Genomic DNA, 14,940 nt, shown 5'->3' on the forward strand with positions numbered 1-14,940 from the left:
CTACGCAAAGAGAAGTGGTACCACCAGCAGTACCTCGACAAGAACCCCGGCGGCTACTGCGGCATCGGCGGCACGGGCGTCTCCTGCCCCATCGGCGTCACCCCGGCCCCGGGGGCGTAGGCCCTCACCGGGCCGCCCCGGCGGGGGCGGCCCGGTCACCCTTTCGGGTGGGGGCGGCCCCTACGCCCTGGGTACGCTGGCGGCGGGGCCCAGAATCTCGCGCATGGGAGCAACCGTGACCTCGTCCGCAGCCGACCAGCCGCTCATCCCGCAGCCGCCGGCCACGGTGACCGCGCTGCGGCAGGCCATCGCGCAGATCGCCCCCGCGGCCCTGCCCGCCTTCACGCGTGAACTCGACCAGGCGGCGGACCAGGCCCGGCAGGCCTCCGACCTCGCTCCCCTCCAGCGGTTCATCACCCAGTGGGCGGCCTACGTGCACATCCAGCGCCAACCCCGCCTCGCGGCGGACCTCCTCCACTGGGAAACCGCCGCCGCCACCGCCGACACCGATCAGGCCCGCAGAGCCGCCGCCGAGATCGGCAGGATCCTCGACGCGGCACACGCGGCCCTCACCGCTCCCCTGACGTGAGCACCGCCTGGCGCTGGGAATACGACCCCGACCACGCCCACGTCGCGGGCGGCCTTCCTCCGGAGGTCGTGACCGAGGTCGAACGTCTGGCCGGGCAGCTCGTCGACCTGGCCGACATGGGAGTCCATCTCGACGAGATCGGCAACGGCCCTCAACCGGGCGGTCTACGGCGGATGGACGCGGCGTGGCCCGGCAGCGGCTCGCCGGCCTGGAGGACCGGATCGCCGCGCAGGCGGCGGCCCGGGACCGGCTGCGGGGGGCCCTGGGGCGGGCGGCGGCGCGGGGGCGGAAGGGTCAGATCGTCGAGGTGTCGATCACGAAGCGGTAGCGGACGTCGCTGGCCAGGACCCGCTCGTAGGCCTCGTTGATCTGCTCGCCGCTGATCACCTCGATCTCCGAGCCCAGCCCGTGCGCCGCACAGAAGTCCAGCATCTCCTGGGTCTCCGCGATGCCGCCGATCATGGAGCCGGCCAGGGTCTTGTTGCCGCCGATCACCGAGAACAGGTTCAGCTCCACCGGCTCCTCCGGGGCGCCGACGTTCACCAGCGTGCCGCCGACCCGCAGCAGCGAGAGGTACCGGTCCAGGCCCAGCGGGGCCGAGACCGTGGAGAGGATCAGGTCGAAGCGGCCCCTGAGCTCCTCGAACGTGGCCCCGTCGGCCGTCGCGTAGTAGTGGTCGGCGCCCAGCCGCAGGCCGTCCTCCTTCTTGCGCAGGGTCTGCGACAGGACGGTCACCTCCGCGCCCAGCGCGTGCGCGATCTTCACGCCCATGTGCCCGAGGCCGCCCAGGCCGACGATCGCGACCTTCTTGCCCGGCCCCGCCCCCCAGTGCTTCAGCGGCGCGTACAGGGTGATCCCGGCGCACAGCAGCGGCGCGGCCACGTCCAGCGACAGGCCCTCGGGGATGCGGACGGCGTAGTTCTCGTCGACGACCAGGTGCGTGGAGTAACCGCCGTACGTCGGCTCGCCGTTCCGGTCGAGGGCGTTGTAGGTGCCGGTCATCCCCCGGACGCAGTGCTGCTCCTGCCCCGCCAGGCAGTACTCGCACTCCCGGCAGCTGTCGACGAAGCAGCCGACGCCGACCCGGTCGCCGACCGCGTACTTCGTGACGCCCGCGCCGACCTCGGCGACCACGCCGGCGATCTCGTGCCCCGGGACCATGGGGAAGATCCCCTCGCCCCAGCCGTCGCGGACCTGGTGGATGTCGGAGTGGCAGATGCCGGCGTACTTGATCTCGATGAGGACGTCGTGCTCGCCGACCGGACGACGCGGAACGGTGGTGCGCTCCAGCGGGGCCTTGGGGGCGGGGGCGGCGTAGGCGGTTACCTGGGTGACGGACATGGGGGTGTTCTCCTCGGTCGGTACTGCGACGTCCTCCACCCTGGCCCGGCCCCGCCCGCGCACCCAGACCCCTGCTGAACCTAGGACCGCCGTGCCTACCCCTGAGGGGGTCAGGCTGAGCCCCGCGCGGCGCGGCCCCGGCACGGATACTTGCGCTATGGACCACCACCTGGACCAACGAGCCGAACTGGGGGACTTCCTCCGCACCTGCCGCGCCCGGCTGCGCCCCGAGGACGTGGGCCTGCCCGACTACGGGCGGCGCCGCCGGGTACCGGGCCTGCGCCGGGAAGAGCTCGCACAGCTGGCCGGGGTTTCGGTGGCCTACTACACGCGCCTGGAACAGGGCCACGGCCACAACGTGTCGGCGGAGGTCCTGGACGCCGTAGCGCGGGCGCTGCGCCTGGGCCCCGCGGAGACGGCCCACCTCAACCACCTGGCGAGCCCCCGCACCCGCCGGGGCGGCCGCTCCCGCCGCCCCCAGCAGGTCCGCCCGGAACTGCGCACTCTGCTGGACGCCATGGAGGGCGTCCCGGCGTACCTGGTGGGGCGGCGCCAGGACGTGATCGGCTGGAACCGGCTGGCCGCGGCCGTGTTCGGGGACTTCGGGGCGCACCCGCCGGCGGAGCGCAACCTGGTGCGGCTGGTGTTCCTGGACCCGGCGACGGCGGAGCTGTACGCGGACTGGGAGTGCCGGGCCTGCGAGGTGGTCAGCAACCTGCGCCTGTACGCGGGCCAGCACCCCGACGACGAGCAGCTGACGGCGCTGGTCGGGGAGCTGTCGGTGAAGAACGAGGAGTTCCGCCGGCTGTGGGCGGCGCACACGGTGGCCGACAAGACGCACGGCGTGAAGCAGCTTCGCCACCCCCTCGTGGGCGAGCTGGAGCTGTCCTTCGAGACGCTGACCCTGCCCGACGACCCGGCCCAGTTCCTGGTCACCTTCCACGCCGCCCCGGGCTCCCCGTCGGCGGACGCCCTGCGGCTGCTGTCGTCGTGGACGGCCCCCATGGCGCCGGTGTCGGCGCCCGCGCCCGCGCCTGCGCCCGCGGAGGAGCGGACCTGAACGACGACGGCGGGGAGCCTTCCCGAAGGAGGGCTCCCCGCCGTTCACATCACGTCAGGCGGACGGACCGGCCTTCCACTCGGCCCAGCTCATGTTCCAGCCGTTGAGACCGTTGTCCGGCTTGATGGTCTTGTCCGGGGAGTTGACCACGGTCACGACGTCACCGATGAGCGAGTTCTCGTAGAACCACGCACCGGCCGTGTCCGGGTCGTTGGCGCCCTTGGAGTCGTTCAGGCCGACACAGCCGTGGCTGGTGTTGACGCTGCCGAAGATCGAGTCGGCACCCCAGTAGTTGCCGTGGATGAACGTGCCCGACGTGGACAGCCGCATCGCGTGCGGGACGTCCTTGATGTCGTACTCGCCCTTGCCCTCACTGTTCTTGAAGCCGACGGTGGAGCCGTCCATCCGCGTCTCCTTGAACTTCTCGGAGATCACCATCTGACCGTTGTAGGTCGGGTTCTCCGGGGAGCCCGCCGAGATCGGGATGGTCTTGATGACCTGCCCGTCGCGGGTGACCGTCATCTTCTTGGTCTTCGTGTCGACCGTGGAGACCTGGCTCCGGCCGACCTTGAAGGTGACGGTCTTGTTCTGCACGCCCTGGATGCCGGGCGCGCCCTGCACGCCCTGGAGCGCCAGCTTCAGCGTGACGGTGGAGTTCGCCTTCCAGTACTCCTCCGGACGGAAGTCCAGACGCTGGTTGCCGAACCAGTGGCCGACGACCTCCTGGCCGGTGCTGGAGGTGACCGTGATGGCCGCCTGGACGGCCTTCATGTCCTTGATCGGCTTGTTGAAGTTGATCGAGACCGGCATGCCCACGCCGACCGTCTGACCGTCTTCCGGCGTGTAGTCGCCGATGAAGCTGTTCTCGGGCGACAGGGTGGTGAAGGAGGCGTTCTCGTGCGCCTCGCGCCCGGCCTCGTCCTTCGCCGTCGCCGCCAGGGCGTACTTCGTGGAACGCTTCAGCGCGCCGTCCGGCTTCCAGCTCTTGCCGTCGGCCGCGATCTTGCCCTCGACGGCCGTACCGTCGGGGCTCTTGAGCTCGACCTTGGTGAGCGTGCCGTCGCTGACCGTGACGCTCGCGCCGTCGGTCGTGGCTATGTTGGTGGCGCCGTCCTTGGGCGTGATCGCTATCTTCGCCTTGGAAGCGTCCTTCGCCGCCGCCGCGTCGACGTCGGCCTGGGACTTGGCCGAACCACCGCCCTGAGACTTGTCGGCACCCCCGTCGTTGCAGGCCGAAAGCATCAGTACGCCGCCGAGCACAGCGGACACGGCCACCAGGGACCTTCGCCGCCGCTTGCTGTACGTCCTCACACGTCACTCCATCGTTGCCGGAAACCCCGAGGCTGCATTCCCGGGATCGGGCCGGGCAGGGGGCATCACCCCCTGCACGTCCTGACAACGCGTTAACGACGCGGTTCGGTTCCACATTCCGTTCGAATGTGTGCAACCCCACGGTCAGGCGTTGTCGGCCTCTTCTTCGAAGTCCCCATCTTCCTCGTCCAGGTCCCACTCCAGGGACTCGGGGTCGTATTCGACGGGTTCACTGCTCCACGAGGCCTGGGCCAGCTCCACGCCGGCGAGCTCCGCGACCAGGTCGGTCGGGTCGACGAGGTAGGCCAGGGCCTCGGACTCATCTTCCCTCACCGCGGACTCGGCGTGGCCACGTTCCTCGTCCGGCATGAACTCGTCGGCCTTGATGTGCGCGAGGGCGGCGCCGATGAGGGCGTCGGAATCCGACACCTCCAGCACCAAATCCACCCGAAGTCGGACGTAACGTGATGTCTCAGAAGGGTTCATACGACGGAGAGTAAGCCCCTGACAGCCTCGACTTTCCCGCGACCCGCCCCTTTCACTAGCATCTGCGCACACGGCCAATTCGCTGCTTCCGCAAGGGGGATCGCACCGTGTCCGCACCTCGACCGCTGCTCACCGCTCTCGGAGCGACCACCCTCCTCGCCGCCCTCTGGTTCGTCCCGTCGGCGAACGCCACCGCCCCGCAACCCGAAACGTCCACCGGAGCCCCGGCCGCCGCCAACACCGGCACCGTCACGGGCGAGGGCACAGGGGACGGCACCATCGCCCCGGAGGAACGCCCCGCGACCGTCACGGTCCTCTCCCTGGCCGACACGGGCAGCATCGACACCACCCCGTACGTCCTGGGCGGCACCCTCTGCCTGGGCCTGGGCGCCGGCTTCGTCGCCTTCTCCGTCCGCCGGGCCCGCGTGGGGTAGGGGCCCGGCACCCGGGGATGACCGGGTCCCGGCGGGGCGGTCTCAGAGAGGGGTTGGGGCTTTCCCGCCAGTCTCATCGTCCTTCCGCGTCGGGACGGGCTGTCAAGGGTGGCCGAAGGCCATCGCGCAGCGACGCGACGAAGGAGCGCCCTTGACAGGCCGGCCCGAACCGGAAGGACAGTGGGACTGACGGGAAAGCCCCAACCCCTCTCTGAGACCGCCGAGCGGGGCCACGCCCCCTCCCCCCCCCACCGCTGGAAAAAGGCGAGGCCGCGCCCCAGGGAACCCCCCGGAGCGCGGCCCCGCAGGCGCCGTGCCGTTACGCCAGCGGCCCCGTCACCGGCTCGACCGCCGCCACCAGGGCGCCCGCGCGGACGAAGGCGTCGGCCGCCGCGAGGTCCGGGGCCAGGAAGCGGTCCGGGCCGGGGCCCTCGACGCCCGCCGCGCGGACCGCCGCGAGGACGGCCTGGCTGGCCGGGGCCGGGGTGAGGCCGTGGCGCAGCTCCAGGGCGCGGGTGGCCGCGTACAGCTCGATGGCGATGATGCGCGTCAGGTTGTCGACGGCGGTGCGCAGCTTGCGCGCCGCCGACCAGCCCATGGAGACGTGGTCCTCCTGCATGGCGGAGGACGGGATGGAGTCGGCCGACGCCGGGACGGCGAGCCGCTTCATCTCGCTGACCAGGGCGGCCTGCGTGTACTGGGCGATCATCAGGCCGGAGTCGACGCCGGCGTCGTCCGCGAGGAACGGCGGCAGGCCGTGGCTGCGGTTCTTGTCCAGGAGCCGGTCGGTGCGCCGTTCGGCGATGGAGCCCAGGTCGGCGGCGGCGATGGCCAGGAAGTCCAGCACGTACGCCACCGGCGCCCCGTGGAAGTTGCCGTTGGACTCCACGCGCCCGTCCGGCAGGACGACCGGGTTGTCGACGGCGGAGGCCAGCTCGCGGGAGGCGACGAGGGCGGCGTGCGCGATGGTGTCGCGGCCGGCGCCGGCGACCTGGGGGGCGCAGCGCACGGAGTAGGCGTCCTGCACGCGCGGCGCGGACTCCTCCTGGAAGTGCCCGGTGAGGCCGGAGCCCTTGAGCACAGCCGCCATGTTGGCGGCGGCGGCGCCCTGGCCGGGGTGGGGGCGGATGGCGTGCAGCTCGGGGGCGAGGACCTTCTCCGAGCCGAGCAGCGCCTCCAGGGTGAGGGCGGCGGTGATGTCGGCGGAGGTGTACAGCGTCCGCAGGTCGGCGAGGGCCATGACCAGCATGCCGAGCATGCCGTCGGTGCCGTTGAGGAGGGCCAGGCCCTCCTTCTCGCGGAGCTCGACCGGCTCGATGCCGTGCTCGGCGAGGAGTTCGCCGGCCGGGCGGACGGTGCCGTCGGGGCCCTCGGCGTCGCCTTCGCCCATGAGCGCGAGGGCGCAGTGGGAGAGGGGCGCGAGGTCGCCGGAGCAGCCGAGGGAGCCGTACTCGTGGACGACGGGGGTGATGCCGGCGTTGAGGAGGTCGGCCATGGTCTGGGCGACCGAGGGCCGTACGCCGGTGTGACCGGAGGCCACCGTCTTCAGGCGCAGGAACATCAGGGCGCGGACGACCTCGCGCTCGACGCGCGGGCCCATGCCGGCGGCGTGCGAGCGGACGATGTTGCGCTGGAGCTGCGCGCGCAGCTCGGGGCTGATGTGCCGGGAGGCGAGGGCGCCGAAGCCGGTCGAGACGCCGTAGACGGGCTCGGGCTTGGCGGCGAGCGCGTCGACGATCTCGCGGGCGCGGCCGAGGGCTTCGAGCGCCTCGCCGGACAGCTCGACCCGCGCGTTGCCTCGGGCGACGGCGATGACGTCCTCGGCGGTGGTCCCGGAGGTCCCCACCACGACAGTGTGCATATCCATATTCAGCACCCTACGGACTGAATCCCTTCATGTCACTAGCGGAAAATGTCACGATCGGGTCCGCCGGTTACCCCTTACGGATCAACCCGCCCCCGGAACCGCCGCCGCTCCCCCGGAGCCTCGCGCGCCGCCGCGTCGGCCAGCCGGACCACCGCCGTGTCCCGGCCGGCCACCACCGGGCCCACCGACCGGGCGGCCTTGGCCTTGTACTGCGCGGCGTCCGCCAACCGGAACAGCCGCCGGGAGGACTTCACCGCCCCGATCGGGTCCCCGGTGGAGGCCACCCCGCAGGCCACGCCCTCCCCCAGCTCCAGCGCGGCCGCCCGTACGCAGACCTCCTCGGTGACGCGCACCACCTCGTCCGCCGAGGGGCCGACGCTGACCAGGCAGAACTCGTCCCCGCCCAGCCGGGCGACCAGGGTGCCCGCCAGCATGGCCCCGCACAGGCTGAGCACCGAGCCGAAACGTTCCAGCAGCCGGTCGCCGGTGGCGTGCCCGAGGGTGTCGTTGACCTTCTTGAGGCCGTTCAGGTCGCAGACGACCAGGCTCACCACCGCCCCCGTGCGCCGGTGCGCCTCCAGCGCCTCGTCGAGCCGCATGTCCACGGCCCGCCGGTTGGCCAGGCCGGTCAGCGGATCGGTGAAGGCCAGCCGCCGGGCCTCCTCCAGCCGCTCGTTCTGCGCGAGCCCGGCCGCCACCACCGCCGCCAGGACGGTCGCGAACTCCGCGTCGGTGTCGTCGAAGCCGGGCAGCCCCTCGTTCCGGGCGACGTAGAGCTCCCCCCAGGCCCGCCCGCTGAGCACGATCGGCGCCACCACGCACGTCCCGCGCCCACGCGCCCGCAGGGCCGCCCCCCGGCGCCCCGGCCGGCCGCCGTCGGCGCTGTCGACCCAGGCGTGCGGGCCGGCGCCCCCGACCCAGCGCTCGTGCAGGAACTCGGTGATCTCGGGGAAGTCGTGGACGGGGTAGGACTCGTCCTCGGGGAACTCCTCCTCCCCGGGGCGCAGCTCCCCCTCGTTCACCAGGACCCGCAGCCGGCCCCGCTCCCGCTCCCAGGCGGAGATGGCGGCGAAGGAGCCGTCCATCGCCAGCCGCGCCCCCCGGGCGGCGGCCCGGACACTGTCCCGCGGCGCGCAGGCCGCCGCCATGGCCTGCGCGAGGCCCACGACGGCCCGAAGCCGCCCGTCAACTCCCATCACCCCAGATTAGGGATGTTTATCCGATTAAGTGATGGATGGCGCGATTTTGGGTGAACTTGAAATCATCGGTCCGCCTACTCCCCCGGCCACTGCGGCTTGCGCTTCTCGTTGAACGCCGCCACGCCCTCCGCGCGGTCCCCCGAGAAGGCCACCGTCCGCCAGGCCGCGTCCTCGATCTCCAGCCCCGCCGCCAGGTCCATCCCGTGCCCCAGCCGCAGCGCCCGCTTGGCCGCCCGCAGCCCCACCGGGGAGTTCGCCGCCATCGCCGCCGCCAGCTCCAGGGCCCGCGCCCGGTCCCCGCCCGCCTCGGCCACCTCGTCGACCAGGCCCAGGCACAGCGCCTCGGCCGCCTCGACCCGGCGGGCCGTGAAGATCAGCTCGGCGGCCCGCGCCGCCCCGACCCGGCGCGGCAGCAGCTGCGTGCCCCCGCCGCCCGGGATCACGCCCACCGACACCTCCGGCAGCCCCACGACCGCCGTCTCGTCGGCCACGATCACGTCGCAGGCCAGCGCCAGCTCGAAGCCGCCGCCCAGCGCGAAGCCGTGCACCGCCGCGACCGTCGGCATCGGCAGCTCCAGCACGCCCCCGTACGCACCCCGGGTGGTCGGCCGCTGGCGCACCAGCTCGGCGTCCGACAGCGAGTTGCGCTCCTTGAGGTCCGCGCCCACGCAGAAGGCCCGCTCGTGCGTCGAGGAGAGCACGACCACCCGTACGCCCGGATCGGCCGCCAACGCGTCACAGGCGGCGGAGATCGAACGGGCCATCTCCGTCGAGACGGCGTTCATGGCCTTGGGCCGGTCCAGCACCAGCTCCGCGACCACCCCGCCGTCACCGTGCCGCCGCACCGCCACGAACTCCCCGAACCGGACTTCGCTCCCGCCCACGGCACACACTCCCCGGAAAAGTTAACGAACGTTACCCGGGGATCTTAGGCGTCCGCCGCGTCAACGACCAGGGCTCCACGACACCCAGTCCACGCACCGGCCGCTGCCACATCGGCTGGAGCGCGAAGCGGTACGAGCCCCCGCCCTCCTCGCTCTCGGCGTCCTTCTCCGACTTCGGCGCCGCGCCCGTCCGGGCCAGCTCCTCGGCCATCGCCGCGTCCACCAGCACCGCGTCCTTCGGCGCTATGGAGGTCAGCCGGCTCGCCAGGTTCACCGTCGTCCCGAACACGTCACCCATCCGGGTCGTCACCGTGCCGAACGCGATGCCCACGCGCAGCTCCGGCATCCGCGAGTCCGCCTCCATCGTCTCGATCAGCCGCAGCGCGATCTCCGCCGCCGTGGCCGAGTCGTCGGCGGCGTACAGCACCTCGTCACCGAGCGTCTTGATCAGCCGGCCGCCGTGCGCGGCGACCAGGTCCGCCGCCGTCGTCTCGAAGGCCTCGACCAGCTCGCCGAGCTCCTCCTCCTCCAGCCGCCGGGTCAGCCGGGTGAAGCCCACCAGGTCCGCGAAGCCCACCGCGAGCCGCCGGTCGACCATCTCCTCGTCGTCCGCGACCTGCACCACCCGGCCCGTGGCCGCCGCCAGCTGGCGCCGCCACACGTAGACGAGGAACTCCTCCAGCTCCGGCAGCAGCAGCTCGACCAGCGGGTACGTGACCTCCGTGCGGGTCATCCCGGGCTCCGGCGGCTCCGTCAGCCCCTCCAGGAAGGAGTCGATCTGCCACTCCGCCAGCCGGGCGGTGGTCTGCCCGGTGGACCGCGCCACCTGCACCGCCATCGGCTCGCTCAGCAGCCCGGCCTCCACCAGGCCCGCCAGGCGCCGCAGCGCCAGCACGTCCGCCTCCGTCAGCGCCCTCGCCTGCCCGATGTCCGCGAAGCCCATCGCCCGCCAGAAGCGGGAGGCCAGCTCCATCGACACACCGGCGCTGCGGGCCGCCTGGAAGGGCGTGTAGCGCCGCTCCGCGCCCAGGATGAGCTGCTCCAGCCGGATGGCGAGCGGATCCGCCGTGGGCTGGGCCGCGTGGTCGACCTCGTGGAAGGGGGTGTGCTGGTCCCGCCCGATCGGCGTCCCGGGACTACCCGAAGGGCCGGACGAGGACGCGCTGGACGTGGGGTCGCCGACGGTCAAGGGCCGCCTCCTGTCCATTCCGTGCGCAATCCGGGGAGCCCGATCGGGATCGCCTAAACCATACGGCAGGTGTGCCGTAGCTCACTCACCCGTCTTTCGGGAGGCTCTTCGCCTCCGGGGCGCCTGAGCCCGGCTCACAGCGCGCGCCCCTTCGGCTCAGAGCCTCGTGCCCGCTTCGGCCGGACAGGGGATCCCGACGCCGGGCCCCGACCCGGCCCCCCCTTCCAGGCTCTACCTCACCTGCCGCAGGTGCACCACGTCGCCCGCACCCACCGCCACCCGCTCCCCGTCGGCCGTCCGGATCACCAGGTGCCCGTCGGTGTCCAGCGCCTCGGCGGTGCCGACGAGCTCCCGGCCCCCGGGCAGGTCCGCCCGGACGTGCCGGCCCAGGGTGGCGCAGCCCGCCGCGTACGTCTCCTGCAGCCCGCTGTCCCCCGGGTCCCCGGCGGCGTCGCGCCAGCGCCCGTACCACTCCTCCAGGGACCGCAGGACGGCCTTCAGCAGCGGTGCCCGGTCGGTCACGGTGGCCTTGGCGAGGGCCAGCGAGCCCGCGGTCGGCACGGGGAGCTCGTCCTCGGTGAGGGTCACGTTGAGGCCGATCCCGATGACCACCCCGTCCCTCACCCGCTCGGCGAGGATCCCGCCCGCCTTGCGCTCCTCGCCCTCCACGGTCACGAGCAGGTCGTTGGGCCACTTCAGCAGCGTGTCCACGCCCGCCGCCCGCGAGAGCCCCGTCGCCGTGGCCACCCCGGCGAGCAGGGTCAGCCACGCCCACCGCTCCTCGGGCACGCGCGGCCCCGGCTTGAGCAGCACGGAGAAGAACAGCCCGGACCGGGCGGGCGCGACCCAGCTGCGGTCGAGCCGTCCCCGACCGGCGGTCTGCTCCTCGGCGACCAGCACGGCCCCCTCGGGCAGCCCGGCGGCCCGCGCCGCCAGATCGGTGTTGGTGGACCCGGTGGAGGCGACGACCTCCAGCGAGGTCCACAGCCCACCCTCGACGACGAGCCCCCGCGTGAGGACGGAGGCGTTCAGCGGCGGCCGGTCCAGGCTCGACCAGCGGCCCGGATTGGCTCCGGCTGGAGCATCTTGTGGAGTCATGCAACCCAATGTAGGTGTGTCAAACGCCGCACTGCCGAGCGCCATGCCCGCCGATACGCTACGCACCAGTAGCCAGCAGCAGTCAATCAATTGACCAGGCAGTTGACACCACACAGGGAGCCGCGACCCCGATGTCCCAACCCTCAGAGCCGATCGACATCCACACGACCGCGGGCAAGCTCGCGGACCTGCGGCGCCGAGTCGAGGAAGCCACGCACGCCGGTTCCGGGCGCGCCGTCGAGAAGCAGCACGCCAAGGGCAAGCTGACGGCACGTGAGCGGGTGGCGTTGCTGCTGGACGAGGGGTCGTTCGTCGAGCTGGACGAGTTCGCCCGGCACCGGTCGACCAACTTCGGGCTGGAGAAGACCCGCCCCTACGGCGACGGCGTCGTCACCGGCTACGGCACGGTCGACGGCCGCCCCGTGGCCGTGTTCTCCCAGGACTTCACCGTCTTCGGCGGAGCCCTCGGCGAGGTCTACGGGCAGAAGATCATCAAGGTGATGGACTTCGCCCTGAAGACCGGCTGCCCGGTCATCGGCATCAACGACTCCGGCGGCGCCCGCATCCAGGAGGGCGTCAGCGCGCTGGGCATGTACGGCGAGATCTTCCGCCGCAACGTCCACGCCTCGGGCGTGATCCCGCAGATCAGCCTGGTCGTCGGCCCCTGCGCCGGCGGCGCCGTGTACTCCCCGGCGATCACCGACTTCACGGTCATGGTCGACCAGACCTCGCACATGTTCATCACCGGCCCGGACGTCATCAAGACGGTCACCGGCGAGGACGTCGGCTTCGAGGAGCTCGGCGGCGCCCGCACCCACAACTCCACCTCCGGCGTGGCGCACCACATGGCGGGCGACGAGAAGGACGCCATCGAGTACGTGAAGTCACTGCTCGCGTACCTGCCGTCGAACAACCTGTCCGAGCCCCCGGCCTTCCCGGAGGAGGCCGACACCGAGGTCTCCGACACCGACCTCGAACTCGACGTGCTGATCCCGGACAGTGCGAACCAGCCGTACGACATGCACACTGTGATTGAGCACGTGCTGGACGACGGGGAGTTCCTGGAGACGCAGTCCCTGTTCGCCCCGAACATCCTCACCGGCTTCGGACGCGTCGAGGGACACCCGGTGGGCGTGGTCGCCAACCAGCCGATGCAGTTCGCCGGCTGCCTGGACATCAACGCCTCGGAGAAGGCCGCGCGCTTCGTCCGGACCTGCGACGCCTTCAACATCCCGGTGCTGACCTTCGTCGACGTGCCGGGCTTCCTCCCCGGCACCGACCAGGAGTACAACGGAATCATCCGGCGCGGGGCGAAGCTGATCTACGCCTACGCCGAGGCCACCGTCCCGCTCATCACCGTCATCACCCGCAAGGCCTTCGGCGGCGCCTACGACGTCATGGGCTCCAAGCACCTCGGCGCGGACCTGAACCTGGCCTGGCCGACCGCCCAGATCGCCGTCATGGGCGCGCAGGGCGCGGTGAACATCCTGCACCGGCGCACGCTCGCGGAAGCCGCTCCGGAGGAGGTGGAGGAGACCCGGGCCCGGCTCATCGCCGAGTACGAGGACACCCTGCTCAACCCGTACACGGCCGCCGAACGCGGTTACATCGACGCGGTGACCATGCCGTCCGAGACCCGCGCCCACGTGGTCAAGGGGCTGCGGCAGCTGCGCAGCAAGCGGGAGTCGCTGCCCCCCAAGAAGCACGGCAACATCCCCCTCTAGGTCCCCGAGGAGCTCACAGTGATGATCAAGGTCGTCAAGGGCAACCCGACCCCCGAGGAGCTGGCCGCCGCACTGGCGGTGGTCCACGCGCGCGCGGCGGCGCTGGCCGCCGCGCCGTCGGGCGCCCCCCGGGTCCCGGACGAGTGGGCGGCGCCGGCCCGGGTGGCCCGGCGGCACGTCATGCGGCCGGGACCGCGGGCGTGGGGCCGTACGTACTGGCCCCACCAGGGCTGAGGCCCCCCACGGGGCCCGGGGGCCCGCGGGGCACCCGAAGATGGCGCGAACGGACGGTGGCGCCTGAGTACCCGTACTCAGGCGCCACCGCCGTGCCGGGGCAAGGATCGGAGCATGCTCTGGTCAGACCCGAAGGACGAGCCGCCCAAGGACATGCGGGACGCACAGGCGATGCTGCGGCGGATGCTGGTGGTGCTGCTGCTCGCGCTGGTGGTGGGCGTCTACGTGCTGGGCGTGGCGCCGTTCTAGGCTGGCCCCCATGACCGTACGCACGCTCGTCCTCGCCTCCGCCTCCCCCGCCCGGCTGAACCTGCTGCGGCAGGCCGGTCTGGCCCCGCACGTGATCGTCAGCGGCTTCGACGAGGACACCCTGGACCACGACGAGCCCGCCGAGCTGGCGCTGGCCCTGGCCGAGGCCAAGGCGGGCGTGGTGGCCGAGCTGCCGGAGGCCGCCGGCGCGCTGGTGATCGGCTGCGACTCGGTGCTGGAGCTGGACGGCGAGGCCCTCGGCAAGCCGGCGGACGCGGCGGAGGCCACGGCCCGCTGGAAGTCGATGCGCGGGCGGGCCGGCGTGCTGCGCACCGGCCACTGCGTGATCGACACGGCGACGGGCCGTCAGGTCTCGGCCACGGCCTCCACGACGGTCCGCTTCGGCGAGCCGACGGACGCGGAGGTGGCGGCGTACGTGGAGAGCGGCGAGCCGCTGCACGTGGCCGGGGCGTTCACGCTGGACGGGCTGTCGTCGGCGTTCATCGACGGCATCGACGGGGACCCGGGCAACGTCATCGGCCTGTCGATGCCGCTGCTGCGCTCCCTGCTGGGCGAACTGGGCGTGTCCATCACGGACTTGTGGGTCTGAGCCCCTTCCCGGCCGCCGCGCGCGCTCCGGGTTCGCCGTCCGCGTGGAGCATCAGGACGCCCACGATCAGGCAGAAGACGGCCATCGTCGCCGCGAAGGCGCCCCAGCCGACGAGGGCGGCCGCGAGGGCGCCGAGCACCGCGTGGGTGACGGCGGCAGCGACGAGGACGACACGGGCGAAGCGGCCGGGCGGGTGGTTCCCTACGGCGGCGACGGCGAGGAGCACGGCGGTCAGCAGGAGGAAGGCGCCGATGGCGGCGCCCAGCCCGTAGGTCGCCTTCGACATGAGGTCCGGGTCGCTGCCCTGGATGGACATCGACTGATCGGCCGTCGTCCGTCCGAGCACCAGGTGGACGACCACGAGCACCGCGGCCTCCACGACGAGCGCGAGCGCGCCCAGCCCCGCCACGAGTCTGCGCAGCACGACGCCCCCATCCCTCCCACGCCACAAGCGTGTTCGATGTCAGGGAGGCTACTAACGAGTAAACCCGCGGACAAGAGGTCGGGACGGCTCCGTTGGGCGACGGGCGCCGTGACGGCTCTCACGCAAAGATTGCCTAGGCCGTTCGTAGGGACTCCACAAAGAATCGACGGGGGCCGCTGACCCGCAGAACAGAGACCTTCGACGCGCCACAGGGTTACTGTGCAGTCGGGGATCTCCCTGA

17 protein-coding genes and 1 pseudogene are annotated in these 14,940 nt (G+C 72.3%); 9 read left to right on the forward strand and 9 right to left on the reverse strand.

Going from position 1 to position 14,940, the window contains the following annotated elements; translation table 11 throughout:
* Positions 1-18: 18 nt before the first annotated feature.
* The 3 genes and pseudogenes from ACFY0O_RS10120 to ACFY0O_RS10130 form a co-directional block, all read left to right on the forward strand.
* Positions 19-120 (forward strand): annotated as a pseudogene (locus ACFY0O_RS10120) (peptide-methionine (S)-S-oxide reductase); the annotation flags it as partial.
* Between the two features lie 115 nt (positions 121-235).
* Positions 236-589: a hypothetical protein gene (locus ACFY0O_RS10125; protein ID WP_358895042.1), complete on the forward strand. Its 354-nt coding sequence runs from the start codon at positions 236-238 to the stop codon at positions 587-589.
* 184 nt (positions 590-773) lie between these two features.
* Positions 774-917 carry a hypothetical protein gene (locus tag ACFY0O_RS10130; protein WP_388945111.1) on the forward strand — a complete coding sequence of 48 codons (144 nt, stop codon included), beginning with the start codon at positions 774-776 and terminating at the stop codon, positions 915-917.
* On the opposite strand, the gene ACFY0O_RS10135 is transcribed toward ACFY0O_RS10130, so the two are convergent.
* The gene (locus ACFY0O_RS10135) at positions 884-1,930 is read right to left on the reverse strand and encodes an NAD(P)-dependent alcohol dehydrogenase (RefSeq protein WP_388945113.1); all 1,047 of its coding nucleotides are present in this window, start codon (positions 1,928-1,930) and stop codon (positions 884-886) included. The genes ACFY0O_RS10130 and ACFY0O_RS10135 overlap by 34 nt on opposite strands.
* A gap of 157 nt (positions 1,931-2,087) precedes the next feature.
* Here ACFY0O_RS10135 and ACFY0O_RS10140 point away from each other — a divergent pair, with 157 nt between their 5' ends.
* The gene (locus tag ACFY0O_RS10140; protein ID WP_388945116.1) at positions 2,088-2,990 is read left to right on the forward strand and encodes a helix-turn-helix domain-containing protein; all 903 of its coding nucleotides are present in this window, start codon (positions 2,088-2,090) and stop codon (positions 2,988-2,990) included.
* Positions 2,991-3,044: 54 nt separating this feature from the next.
* Here ACFY0O_RS10140 and ACFY0O_RS10145 read toward each other — a convergent pair whose 3' ends face one another.
* Together ACFY0O_RS10145 and ACFY0O_RS10150 are read right to left on the reverse strand one after the other, a co-directional pair.
* Positions 3,045-4,301, reverse strand: a complete 1,257-nt coding sequence (locus tag ACFY0O_RS10145; protein ID WP_388945119.1) for an Ig-like domain-containing protein — start codon at positions 4,299-4,301, stop codon at positions 3,045-3,047.
* Between the two features lie 144 nt (positions 4,302-4,445).
* Complete coding sequence (locus ACFY0O_RS10150; protein ID WP_388945122.1) at positions 4,446-4,787, reverse strand: hypothetical protein; 342 nt, start codon at positions 4,785-4,787, stop codon at positions 4,446-4,448.
* A gap of 107 nt (positions 4,788-4,894) precedes the next feature.
* On the opposite strand from ACFY0O_RS10150, the gene ACFY0O_RS10155 reads away from it, so the two are divergent.
* The gene (locus ACFY0O_RS10155) at positions 4,895-5,221 is read left to right on the forward strand and encodes an LPXTG cell wall anchor domain-containing protein (protein WP_388945124.1); all 327 of its coding nucleotides are present in this window, start codon (positions 4,895-4,897) and stop codon (positions 5,219-5,221) included.
* A gap of 319 nt (positions 5,222-5,540) precedes the next feature.
* Here the strand turns inward: ACFY0O_RS10155 and hutH are convergent, their stop codons facing one another.
* The 5 genes from hutH to ACFY0O_RS10180 all read right to left on the reverse strand — a co-directional run bounded on the left by hutH (position 5,541) and on the right by ACFY0O_RS10180 (position 11,458).
* Positions 5,541-7,082, reverse strand: a complete 1,542-nt coding sequence (gene hutH, locus ACFY0O_RS10160; RefSeq protein WP_388945599.1) for a histidine ammonia-lyase — start codon at positions 7,080-7,082, stop codon at positions 5,541-5,543.
* An 80-nt stretch (positions 7,083-7,162) separates the two neighbouring features.
* Positions 7,163-8,284, reverse strand: coding sequence for a diguanylate cyclase domain-containing protein (locus ACFY0O_RS10165; protein ID WP_388945127.1), 1,122 nt, complete (start codon positions 8,282-8,284; stop codon positions 7,163-7,165).
* 77 nt (positions 8,285-8,361) lie between these two features.
* The gene (locus ACFY0O_RS10170; RefSeq protein WP_388945130.1) at positions 8,362-9,171 is read right to left on the reverse strand and encodes an enoyl-CoA hydratase/isomerase family protein; all 810 of its coding nucleotides are present in this window, start codon (positions 9,169-9,171) and stop codon (positions 8,362-8,364) included.
* Positions 9,172-9,202: 31 nt separating this feature from the next.
* Complete coding sequence (locus ACFY0O_RS10175; protein ID WP_388945133.1) at positions 9,203-10,378, reverse strand: adenylate/guanylate cyclase domain-containing protein; 1,176 nt, start codon at positions 10,376-10,378, stop codon at positions 9,203-9,205.
* Positions 10,379-10,591: 213 nt separating this feature from the next.
* Positions 10,592-11,458, reverse strand: coding sequence for a biotin--[acetyl-CoA-carboxylase] ligase (locus tag ACFY0O_RS10180; RefSeq protein WP_388945136.1), 867 nt, complete (start codon positions 11,456-11,458; stop codon positions 10,592-10,594).
* A 131-nt stretch (positions 11,459-11,589) separates the two neighbouring features.
* Here ACFY0O_RS10180 and ACFY0O_RS10185 point away from each other — a divergent pair, with 131 nt between their 5' ends.
* The 4 genes from ACFY0O_RS10185 (at position 11,590) to ACFY0O_RS10200 (ending at position 14,275) form a co-directional block, all read left to right on the forward strand.
* The gene (locus tag ACFY0O_RS10185; protein WP_358893608.1) at positions 11,590-13,182 is read left to right on the forward strand and encodes an acyl-CoA carboxylase subunit beta; all 1,593 of its coding nucleotides are present in this window, start codon (positions 11,590-11,592) and stop codon (positions 13,180-13,182) included.
* Positions 13,183-13,203: 21 nt separating this feature from the next.
* Complete coding sequence (locus ACFY0O_RS10190) at positions 13,204-13,416, forward strand: acyl-CoA carboxylase epsilon subunit (RefSeq protein ID WP_388945139.1); 213 nt, start codon at positions 13,204-13,206, stop codon at positions 13,414-13,416.
* Positions 13,417-13,530: 114 nt separating this feature from the next.
* Positions 13,531-13,665 (forward strand): morphogenic membrane protein MmpB, encoded by a 135-nt coding sequence (gene mmpB / locus ACFY0O_RS10195; RefSeq protein ID WP_358893606.1) that lies wholly within the window; start codon positions 13,531-13,533, stop codon positions 13,663-13,665.
* Position 13,666: 1 nt separating this feature from the next.
* A complete protein-coding gene (locus tag ACFY0O_RS10200) occupies positions 13,667-14,275 on the forward strand; it encodes a Maf family protein (RefSeq protein WP_388945602.1) in 609 nt (202 codons plus the stop codon).
* Here ACFY0O_RS10200 and ACFY0O_RS10205 read toward each other — a convergent pair.
* Complete coding sequence (locus ACFY0O_RS10205; protein WP_388945142.1) at positions 14,256-14,699, reverse strand: hypothetical protein; 444 nt, start codon at positions 14,697-14,699, stop codon at positions 14,256-14,258. The two genes, ACFY0O_RS10200 and ACFY0O_RS10205, sit on opposite strands and share 20 nt — an antisense overlap.
* Positions 14,700-14,940 lie beyond the last annotated feature (241 nt).

Origin of the sequence: Streptomyces sp. NPDC001594, from assembly GCF_042893675.1 — a bacterium.
GTDB lineage: Bacteria > Actinomycetota > Actinomycetes > Streptomycetales > Streptomycetaceae > Streptomyces.